Annotated in this window: 13 protein-coding genes and 1 pseudogene; 12 read left to right on the top strand and 2 right to left on the bottom strand. The window is 69.7% G+C overall.

Translation table 11 applies throughout. From position 1 onward, the window contains the following. Positions 1-222: hypothetical protein (locus tag G7B71_RS12995; RefSeq protein WP_166041559.1), on the top strand; the 222-nt coding region annotated here is incomplete at its 5' end. After that, entirely contained in the window at positions 212-619 is a 408-nt protein-coding gene (locus tag G7B71_RS12990; protein ID WP_166041557.1) for a DUF3168 domain-containing protein, read from the top strand. The genes G7B71_RS12995 and G7B71_RS12990, both read left to right, overlap by 11 nt. Before the next feature lie 46 nt (positions 620-665). Here G7B71_RS12990 and G7B71_RS12985 read toward each other — a convergent pair whose 3' ends face one another. After that, positions 666-1,001 (bottom strand): hypothetical protein, encoded by a 336-nt coding sequence (locus tag G7B71_RS12985; protein WP_166041555.1) that lies wholly within the window; start codon positions 999-1,001, stop codon positions 666-668. 44 nt (positions 1,002-1,045) lie between these two features. Between G7B71_RS12985 and G7B71_RS12980 the strand changes: the two genes are divergently transcribed. From G7B71_RS12980 to G7B71_RS12965, 4 genes are read left to right on the top strand one after another with little or no spacing between them, the layout of a single operon-like run. Continuing rightward, positions 1,046-1,453: a phage major tail protein, TP901-1 family gene (locus G7B71_RS12980; protein ID WP_166041553.1), complete on the top strand. Its 408-nt coding sequence runs from the start codon at positions 1,046-1,048 to the stop codon at positions 1,451-1,453. Further along, positions 1,450-1,764 (top strand): gene transfer agent family protein, encoded by a 315-nt coding sequence (locus tag G7B71_RS12975; RefSeq protein WP_166041551.1) that lies wholly within the window; start codon positions 1,450-1,452, stop codon positions 1,762-1,764. The genes G7B71_RS12980 and G7B71_RS12975 overlap by 4 nt, the downstream gene beginning before the upstream one ends. After that, positions 1,757-1,945, top strand: a complete 189-nt coding sequence (locus G7B71_RS12970; protein WP_166041549.1) for a phage tail assembly chaperone — start codon at positions 1,757-1,759, stop codon at positions 1,943-1,945. The genes G7B71_RS12975 and G7B71_RS12970 overlap by 8 nt, the downstream gene beginning before the upstream one ends. Beyond that, complete coding sequence (locus tag G7B71_RS12965; protein WP_166041547.1) at positions 1,938-2,504, top strand: tail tape measure protein; 567 nt, start codon at positions 1,938-1,940, stop codon at positions 2,502-2,504. Before G7B71_RS12970 ends, G7B71_RS12965 begins: the two co-directional genes overlap by 8 nt. Here the strand turns inward: G7B71_RS12965 and G7B71_RS15580 are convergent. Further along, positions 2,501-2,743, bottom strand: a complete 243-nt coding sequence (locus G7B71_RS15580; RefSeq protein WP_207774800.1) for an excalibur calcium-binding domain-containing protein — start codon at positions 2,741-2,743, stop codon at positions 2,501-2,503. The two genes, G7B71_RS12965 and G7B71_RS15580, sit on opposite strands and share 4 nt — an antisense overlap. Positions 2,744-2,822: 79 nt before the next feature. On the opposite strand from G7B71_RS15580, the pseudogene G7B71_RS12955 reads away from it, so the two are divergent. The 6 genes and pseudogenes from G7B71_RS12955 to G7B71_RS12935 all read left to right on the top strand — a co-directional run bounded on the left by G7B71_RS12955 (position 2,823) and on the right by G7B71_RS12935 (position 9,270). Further along, positions 2,823-5,108, top strand: a pseudogene (locus G7B71_RS12955) (DUF2460 domain-containing protein). A gap of 3 nt (positions 5,109-5,111) precedes the next feature. Next, entirely contained in the window at positions 5,112-5,927 is an 816-nt protein-coding gene (locus G7B71_RS12950; protein ID WP_166041545.1) for a DUF2163 domain-containing protein, read from the top strand. Between the two features lie 234 nt (positions 5,928-6,161). Beyond that, complete coding sequence (locus tag G7B71_RS12945) at positions 6,162-6,605, top strand: C40 family peptidase (protein ID WP_166041543.1); 444 nt, start codon at positions 6,162-6,164, stop codon at positions 6,603-6,605. A 5-nt stretch (positions 6,606-6,610) separates the two neighbouring features. Further along, positions 6,611-7,759 (top strand): phage tail protein, encoded by a 1,149-nt coding sequence (locus G7B71_RS15720; RefSeq protein ID WP_243406241.1) that lies wholly within the window; start codon positions 6,611-6,613, stop codon positions 7,757-7,759. After that, on the top strand, positions 7,756-8,754 hold the full coding sequence (locus tag G7B71_RS15715; protein WP_243406240.1) for a hypothetical protein: 999 nt from the start codon (positions 7,756-7,758) through the stop codon (positions 8,752-8,754). The genes G7B71_RS15720 and G7B71_RS15715 overlap by 4 nt, the downstream gene beginning before the upstream one ends. Positions 8,755-8,772: 18 nt before the next feature. Continuing rightward, positions 8,773-9,270: a DUF2793 domain-containing protein gene (locus G7B71_RS12935; protein WP_166041541.1), complete on the top strand. Its 498-nt coding sequence runs from the start codon at positions 8,773-8,775 to the stop codon at positions 9,268-9,270. Positions 9,271-9,437: the final 167 nt, after the last annotated feature.

The raw sequence follows: 9,437 nt of genomic DNA, 5'->3' as shown, positions 1-9,437 counted from the left end.
ATGTTCGGCCGGCTGACGGCGCGCGCGGCGCAGCTGGCCGCGCGGAGCGCGGCCGAGCGGCGCGAACGGCTGGCCGCGCGCATCGCGGAACGGGCGCCAAGCGGCGTTCGGGTGAGCGAGGAGGGGGAGCGGGTCGTGCTCGCCGGGCGTGGGCTCATCCGCCGGTTCGTGCTCGACGCCCGGTTGCGCTGGCTGGTTGCGGAGGCGAGCGATGAACAGTGAGCAGGGCGCCGCGGGCGCGCTCGTCTCGGCACTCGTGACAGTGCTCAGGGAGGTGGCGGGCCTCAGCCAGGTTTCCGACGGGATTCCGCTTCAGGCCGGCGATGCCGCGGCCGTGATCGAGGCGGGACCGGAGACGGACTGGGGCTTCAAAGGTGGCGAAGGTGCCGAGGTGCGGGTCGCGATCCTTGTGACCTGCGGGGGAGAGACGCCAGCGCGTGCGCGCTTGCTCGTGGAGCGGACACGCGCCGCGGTGGCGACGATCGGGCCGGACCTCGCCGGATGGACGCTCGTCGGCCTGACGATGCTGCGATCGCGCGTCGTGCGCGAGGCCGGACCAAAATGGATCGCGGTCGTCGAATATCGGGCGCGGATGATGCGGGCCACTGTCCTGGGATAGTGGAATAAAGCGGCGCCTGGCGCTGCGGGTTCCCCGCAGCGGGGGATCAGGTCGGGCGATTATTCTCGAACAGCTGGATGAAGTTGGTGCGGGCGTCCTCGACTTCCATCGTCGCCATTTCCTCGGCTTCGGCGCGCGGTGTTCGGAAGCTCGCCTCGCGCGCGATGAGCGCCTGACGAAACGCCTGTTCCTGCTGGGTACATTGCTGCGGCAGGGCGGCACGGAAATCGTCGAGCGTCATACGGTCGTCGAGACCGCGGTCCATGAACTGGCGAAGACATTGGGTGTACGCATTTCGGGCCGTAGCTGACGGGTCGTTGACCTGGAGCGCGGCACCGTTGCCCGTTCCGAGAACGAGCAGGGCGACGAGGACAGAGGACATGGCAGCACCCTCCGTAAGAGTCTTGAGAACAAGGAGATTGGGACATGAGCGCGGAAAAGGGAAGCGCCTTTCTTCTCAAGGTGGGCGATGGCGCGACGCCGCCGGCCTACGCGACCGTGGCCGGACTTCGCACGACGCAATTGTCGGTCAACGGCGAAGCGGTGAATGTCACGACGAAGGACAGCAGCGGATGGCGGGATTTGCTGTCGGGCGCCGGCACGCGATCGGTGTCCGTCGCCGGAAGCGGGATCTTCACCGGGTCGGCGGCGGAGGCGCGGCTGAAGACGAATGCACTTGCCGGCCTCCTCGACGATTACGAGCTGTCGTTCGAGAGCGGCGAACGGATGCGCGGGCGCTTCCTGGTGACGCGGCTCGATTATTCCGGCGATTATAATGGCGAGCGGACCTACACGCTGGCGCTCGAAAGCTCGGGCGAAGTGAGCGCGCTGTGAGCGGCGCGAACCCGGCTCGGGGGGAGGCGGCGCTCCAGGCGGGTGGCGAGGTCTTGGTGCTGCGGCCCAGCTTCGAGGCTTTGGTCGCGGCGGAAGGGGAGCTCGGCTCCTTGTTCGCGCTGGTCGAGCGGGCATCGGAAGGGCGGCTGACCCTGGGCGAGGTGGCGGCCTTGTTCTGGCACTGCGTGCGTGAGCGGCCGGAGGGGCTGACGCGGGAGAGCGTCGGCGCCGCCGTGGCGGAGCTGGGACTGGTGCGGACGGCGCCGGTGCTGAAGCTGCTTTTGACCCAGATCCTGCAGGGTCGTGTTTAGCGAGGCGGCCGCGCGGCTGGCCGGACTGACGGGCTCCGTTCTCGGCTGGCCCGCGGAGCAGTTCTGGCGAGCCACGCCGGCGGAGTTGGCCTGCGTGTTGCAGGCATTCTCAGGGGGTGGGAGCGGCGCGCTCGTTGCTTCCGATCTCGCGCGGCTGAAGGAGATGTACCCCGATGGATGAGGAAATCGAGCGGCTCGTGGTGAGCCTGCGCGCCGACACCCAGGCGTTCGCGCGGGACGTGGCGGCGATGCGGGCGGAATTGGACGGACCCTTGGCGGACGGCCTGCAGCGGGCAGGCCAGGCGCTCGAGAGCGCGCTGATCCGAGCGGTGCGGACCGGCAAGTTCGGCTTCGAGGACCTGAAGAGGACCGCGCTGGCGATGATGGCGGACATCGCGGCGGCCGCCATCCGCAGCGGGATCGGCGCGGCCGGCGGGGGCGGCGCCGGTCTCGTCGGCGTCTTGACGTCGCTGCTCGGATCGCTGCTCGGCCTGCCCGGACGAGCGACAGGCGGGCCGGTGACTGGCGGCCGTGCCTACCTGGTCGGAGAGCGCGGGCCGGAGCTGTTCGTGCCGACCTCGGCCGGACGCGTGGAGGCGCTGCGGCCGTCAGCGGGGTCGCGCGAGGTGCGGGTGGCGATCACGGTCAACGCGGCCGCGGGAAGCGAGGCCAAGGCGCTCAGCGCTTCGAGCCGCCAGGTGGCGCGGGCGGTGAAGGCGGCGCTGATGCGGGTGGATTAGCGACGGCCGCGATAGGGCTCGCAGGCGATTCCGTCGCCGTCACCGTCCAACTGAGGGCGATAGCCCGGTTGGCCACGGTAGAGAGGCGCGACTCCCGCCGCTCGGGCCGCCGCGCAGTTGCGGTAATAGATGGACTCTCGGGATTCCGCCCCGGATTGCTGCGCATTCGCGGTCGGGGGCGGGTTGCGCCGCGGCTGGGCGTCGGCTGGGCCCAAGATTGCCGGCGCGGCAAGGAGCATGAGGCCCGTCAAGGCGGCAAGAGAGAGTTGGCGAGTCATGGCGCCAGGCTGCTCCCGGCAAGTTAAGCGAGGGTGAATCATGGGACACTGGCTGGCGCCGCCGGGCGGTGCGAAGCAGCTTGGGACGGTCAAGCGGTTCGCTGCGCCCTACTGGAGCGTCGATTTTCCGCGGCCGATGATGGCGTCGGTGTGCACGACCGGACCGAGCGCGCTGCGCCTGGAGTGCCTGTTCTATCGGCGGGACGATCTGGCGGGGCTGATCTGGACGTCCGAAGACGGCGTCGATCATCCGCTTCTGCGGTATGAAACGTCGCGCGATTATGGGCATTGCCGGCTCAGCTTTCGGTGGCGGTCCGCTGGGGTGAAGGCGCTGGATGCGCTGCACGGGCCGACGCTGACGATCGAGGGGCGGGACCCGGCCGGCGCCGCGCGGACCTGGCTGGTGCGGCTGTCGAATTATGCGAGCGGGTCGCCCGAGGATGCGGCGGTGGTGCTCGACTCCGCCGATCTTCGTGAGGGATTTGTCGGCGGCGGACCGCAGGTCTTCTCGGGCGATGTCGACCGGATGTTCGTGTCGCTGGTGGCGCCCGATTACGATGCGGTGGACGGGCCGCTGGCAGTGCCGGCGGAGGGGTGGGTCGAGATCTCCGAGATCGCCTGTGACGGATCGGGGTCGGTGCTGGAGATTGGCGAGACTTTGGTGCCCGAGCACCGGCTGCGGATCGCGACGGGCTATGACGATCTCTATCATTTGGCGCCGGAGCGGGTGCTGCGGAACTTGCTGCAGCTCGGCTATCGGGAGGTCATCAACCACTATGTCGGGATGAGCCATTATTTCCGGCTGGGAGCGGATGGGCTGGTCGATGCGGGCTCAGCGCTGAACGGGCCGTGCGCGGCGTGGTATCGGGACTTTGCCGTGCGGGCGAAGGCGCTGGGCTTTTCGATCATCTGGTCACTGTCTTACGAACTGCTCGAGCAGCATTGCCCGGAGGCGTGGAAGCAGCGGGCGGCGGACGGCTCGCCGGCGCTGACCGGATGGGTGCCGCCTTCGGCGCTGCTGTCGCCGGCGCATTCGGGGGCGATGGGGTGGCTGCAGGATGTGGCGGCGGCGTTTGCCGCGATCGCCGTCTCGGCCGGCATGCCGGTGCGGTTCCAGGTGGGCGAGCCGTGGTGGTGGGTGACGTCCGACGGCCGCATCTGCCTGTACGACGACGCGGCGGTGGCGCGGCTCGCGCCGGTGGCGATCGCGGACGTTCGGGGCGCGCTCGATGCGGCGCAGCTTGCGACGCTGGACGCGGCGGGGGCGGTGCTGGCGGAGTCGACCGCGGCTTTGTGTGCGGCGGTGAAGGCGGTGGCGGCCGAGACGGAGACCTTGCTGCTCGCCTATCTGCCGACGGTGCTCGATGCATCGGCGCCGGAGGTAAAGCGCGCGAACCTGCCAGTTGGGTGGGCGGCGCCGGCATTCGATGTGCTGCAGCTCGAGGATTATGACTGGGCGAGCGCGGGCGCGCATGGCGCGACGGCGCGCGGTGTCGCCGAGGTCGCGGCTCGGCTCGGCCATCCGGCCGACGAGCAGCATTATTTCGCGGGGTTCGTGGCGAGCGCGGAGGATGCCGCGCAATAGCATGCGATCGCCGAGGCCGCCGAGCGGGGGTTTGCGCGCGGGGCAGCGGAAGTCTTCGCCTGGGCTTTGCCGCAGGTGATGCGGGACGGGTTCGTGTGGTTTGATGCGGGAGAGGATGGCGTGGAGGCCTTCGACGACGTGCTGTTTCCGCTGGCACTTGGGCGGGAAGCGAGCGTGGAGCCGAGTTTCTCGACCGCGATCGTCGAGACGGCGGGCGGGGCGGAGCAGCGCAACTCGGAATGGGCCGACGCGCGGCTGCGCTTCGACGCGGGACCGGGGGTGCGCAGCGAAGCGGAACTGGCGGAGCTCATCGCGTTCTTCCGCGCCCGGCGCGGCGCGGCCAAGGCGTTCCGCTTCCGCGACCCGTTCGACTTCAGCTCCAACGGAATGAGCGGCGAGCCGGGGGCGGCGGACCAGCTGCTCGGGGCCGGCGACGGGGTGCGGACGGATTTCGCGCTCGTCAAAGATTATGACGGGCAGCAGCGGCGGATCACGCGTCCGATCGCCGGGTCGGTGCGGCTGTCGGTGGACGGCGTCGAGCGGGTGAGCGGCTGGACGCTGGGCGGGAAAGGCGTGGTGACGTTTGAGGAGGCGCCCGCGCCGGGCGCTGCGGTGCGGGCGGGCTTCCGCTTCGACGTGCCGGTACGGTTCGAGGATGACCGGCTGGAGATCAGTCGGGCGACCTTCCTGGCGGGGGAGGCGACGAGCGTGAAGCTGATCGAGGTGCGGGAGGGCTCGTGACCCATGTCTTCGTTTCTTTTGCACGACCTGGCCACGATCGCCTTGTGTTGGCGGCTGGAGCGGCGGGACGGGGTGACGTTGGGGTTCACCTCGCACGACCGCGACCTGACGGTCGATGGGCTGATCTATCGGGCGGCGCCGGGGATGCTGCCGTCGTCGATCAGCGTCTCGGACGGGTTCGACGCGGACAGCGTCGATGTCAAAGGTGCGCTGACCAGCTCGGCGATCCGTGCACAGGACATGCGGGCCGGGCGCTGGGACGGGGCGTCGCTGGCGATCTTCATGACCGATTGGGAGTCGCCGGGCGCCGAAGCCCTGATCCTGGCGCGCGGCGAGCTCGGCGAGGTGAGCATCTCGGGCGAGGCGTTCGAGGCGGAATTGAAGGGGCCGACTTCGGCGCTGGAGCGCCCGGTGGTCGAGCAGATGTCGCCGGAATGCCGTGCGACCCTCGGCGACAGAAGGTGCCGGGTCGACATGGCCGGCCGCGTGCGGCTGGCGCGGGTGGTTACTTCCGACGGCGCGGTCGTGACGCTGGACGCGCTGGAGCCCTCTGCAAATGCCTATGGCTATGGGCGGTTGCGCTGGATCGGTGGGCCGAACAGCGGCCTCGCCTCGCTGGTGCGCTCCTCGGCGGGCGACCAGGTGACGTTGCGAGAGGCGCCGGCCTTCGTGCCGGTCGAAGGGGACCTCCTCGAGCTCAGCGAGGGCTGCGACCGCAGCCTCGCGACATGCTCGGCGCGGTTCGGCAATGTGGTGAACTTTCGTGGCGAGCCGCATCTGCCGGGAATGGATTTGCTGACGCGCTATCCGGGGGCGTGATCAGGCCTTCCATCCTCTCCCGCTGAGCGGGAGCAATTGCTGTCATCAGAAGGAGAGAGACGATGCGGCTGCGGGCTGGCCTTGCAATGCTGTTGCTCGGGCTCGGCGGGTGCGCGCACCTGCCGGACGGCGTGGAGGTGGATCTCCAGAACGGAGTCGTCGAGGTTGGGCCTTGTCGGTGCAAGCTGCCGTGGCCGCAGGATCCGCGGCCCGCGCCGGTGCCGGCCGAGGGCGATGAGCGGCCGCGCTGACGCGATCATCGCGCGAGCGCGTGCGCATGTCGGCATTCGCTTCAGGGCGCAGGGGCGGGGGCGCGAAGGGCTCGATTGCGTCGGTCTCGTCGCCGTCGCGCTCGGGATCAAGCAGGTGCGGGGCGATTATGCCCTGCGCGGGGGAGCCGCGGAGATACTTGCCATGGAGTTGCGGGCGGCCGGGTTGTGCGCAGCAGCGGTTCCCACGGCCGGCGACGTGCTGGTGATGCAGGCGGGGCCTGGACAGCTGCATCTCGGGATATGGACGGGCAAGTCGTTGATCCACGCCGATGCCCGGCTTCGGCGGGTGGTGGAACGGCCCGGGACTCCGCCCTGGACCGTGGTGGGAACGTGGCGTTTCGCCGAAGCCGCAATGCCCGGCGATGCCGAGCCCAGCCCGGACTGTTCACCCTTGATCGGAGCCTGACGCTTATGGCGACATTAGTCCTCACGACCGTCGGCACGATGGTGGGCGGGCCGATCGGCGGTGCGATCGGCGCCGTGCTGGGGCAGGCGATCGACCAGCGGCTGTTCGCCCCGAAGGCGCGCCACGGCCCGCGGCTTGGCGATCTCTCGGTCCAGACCTCGGCCTATGGCAGCGCGATTCCGAAGATATTCGGCACGATGCGCGTCGCGGGAACCGTGATCTGGTCGACCGAGATCATCGAACGGCGCGCGACCAGCGGCGGCGGCAAGGGCCGGCCGGGCACGGTCGACTATAGCTATGGCGCGAGCTTCGCAGTGGCGCTGTCCGGACGGCCGATCGCCGAGGTGCGGCGGATCTGGGCGGACGGCAAACTGTTGCGCGGCGCTGCGGGCGATTGGAAGGCCAAGACCGGGTTCCGCTTCTATCCTGGCAGCGAGAACCAAGTCCCTGACCCGCTGATCGCTTCGGCGGAGGGTACCGGCCTGGCGCCGGCGTTTCGCGGCATCGCCTACGTCATGTTCGAAGAACTCGAGCTGGCGGACTTCGGCAACCGCATACCCTCGCTGTCGTTCGAGGTGGTGGCGGACCCGGGACCAGTGACGATCGGTGCCGTCGCCGAGGAGTTGAGCGGCGGGGCACTGGCCGCGGGCGAGACGCCCGCGCTGGCCGGTTTCGCAGCCGGCGGCGACAGCGTGCGCGCGGCGATCGAGGATTTGGCGGGGATCGTGCCGCTGTCGATTGCCGACGACGGCTCGCAGCTCGTCATCTCTCTCGCTTCCGAGCCCGTCCAAGTCGTCGCGGCGCAGGAGGAGGCGGGGCGGCGGAAAGTGGAGCGCCGCGCGGCGGCCACCCTGCCGCGCGAAGTGACCGTTACCTATTACGACGCCGCACGCGACTATCAGACGGGGCTGCAGCGGGCGACCGCCGCCGGCGGCGCCGAAGCGCGTGGCGAACAGCGAGCGCTTCCGGCCGTGCTCGACGCCGCCGCCGCCAAGGCGATCGCCGAGCGGCGGCTGGAATGCCTCTGGGTCGGCAGGACGAGTGCGACCGTGACGCTTGGCTGGTCGCGCGCGGAGCTGCGAGCGGGAACGCTGGTCGAGCTCGAGGGCGAAGGCGGAATGTGGCCGTCCAGCGGGCGACGATCGGGCCGATGACCGTTCAACTCGACCTGGCGCGCGGGGTTGGCGGCGCGATTCCTCTTCCAGCAGCAGCGAGCGCTGGCCGCGTGCTCGAGCAGCCCGACATGCCGCACGGGCCGACCGTCGTTCGGCTCCACGAGTTGCCGCCGGTCGACGGCTCGGAGGAACGCCCAGTCGTCGCGGTGCTCGCGGCGGGGCCGCAGCCCGGATGGCGCCGCGCTGCGCTTTCGGCGAGCTTCGACGGCGGTGCAAGCTGGAACGATCTCGGCGGGACCGCTGCGCCGGCGGTGCTCGGGACCGTGACGACGCTCCTGCCCACGGCAGGATCGTCGCTGATCGACGCCGAGAACAGTGTCCTGGTCGAACTGCTCAACGACGAAATGGAGCTGCTGTCGCGCGATGATGATGCGCTCGTCGCTGGCGCTAACCTTGCGCTGATCGGCGAGGAGCTAGTCCAGTTCGGGCGCGCGGCACCGGTCGGCGACGGGGTCTTCCGCCTATCGCGGCTGCTGCGCGGGAGACGCGGAACGGAATGGGCCGCGGCCGGGCACGCGATCGGCGAAGGCTTCGCGTTGATCGAGCCGCACAGCGTCCGAATCATCGATCTCCCACCCGGACTGGAGGCCGGCGCGGTGGTGGAGTTGCTCGCGTCCGGGATCGCGGATGAGGAACCTGCGCAGGCGACCTTGACCCTGACGGGTGAGGCCGCAAGGCCGCCAGCGCCGGTTCACTTAGCGGCTGACCCGGCCGGCGACGGCACGCAGATCCGCTGGGTGCGGAGGAGCCGGCAGGGCTGGACCTGGCCAAGCGGCGCCGACACGCCGCTGGGCGAGGAGCGGGAGCTTTACCGCCTGACCTTCAACGGCCAGCGCAGCGCCGAGGCGGCCAGCCCGGCCTATCTCTACACCGCAAGCGAGCGGGCCGGGGACGGTGTCGCGCCGGTGACGGTGGAGATTGTGCAGCTCGGCACGCACGGGTCGTCGCGGCCGGCGACGCTCGTCATTCCCTGATCCACGAGGAGAAGCCCGATGACTGAACGGAGCGCGCGCTTCGCATTGCCGCTGCTGCAGCCGGGGCAGGCGCAGAAGGAGGTCTTTCACAACGAGGCGCTGAGCTTGGTGGACCTATTGCTCGAGGCCGCTGTCGAGGGCAGCCCGAGCGCCGTTCCGCCGGCGACTGCGGAAATTGGCCAGTGCTGGATCGTCGCAGCCGCCGCGACCGGCGCTTGGGAAGGACAGGACGACAGTATGGCTGGCTGGACCGGTGGCGGGTGGCGCTTCCTCACACCGCAGCCCGGCACGCGCGTGTGGGACAAGGTCGCTGGCTTGTGGCTCCACTGGAATGGTTCCGGCTGGAGCGACGGAGGCCTGCCCGCGGCCGCTCTGGTCATCGCAGGACAGCAGGTCGTTGGCTCGCGCCAGCCGGCAATCCCAAGTCCTTCTGGCGGAACGACAATTGATGCGGAGGCTCGTTCCGCAGTCGCGGCGATCATTGTTGCACTAGAGACACACGGCCTGATTGATTGACGATCGCCTTCCTCTTTCATGCAACCTCAGAGCCGCATCAGGGTTTGGGGGAGCGCCTGATCATCGGGGGTTCATCTTCTTCGCGAGCTGAGGCCTTTGTGCAACAGGTGCGGGGTGAAGTGCGCTTGCGCGGAAACCTCCGGTACCGTAATGAGTCCTAGTCGTCG

Origin of the sequence: Sphingosinicella sp. YJ22, assembly GCF_011320075.1 — a bacterium.
Classification (GTDB): Bacteria; Pseudomonadota; Alphaproteobacteria; order Sphingomonadales; family Sphingomonadaceae; genus Allosphingosinicella.
The sequence above is the reverse complement of the archived record's forward strand: the minus strand, read 5'-3'. Positions and strand labels throughout refer to the sequence as shown.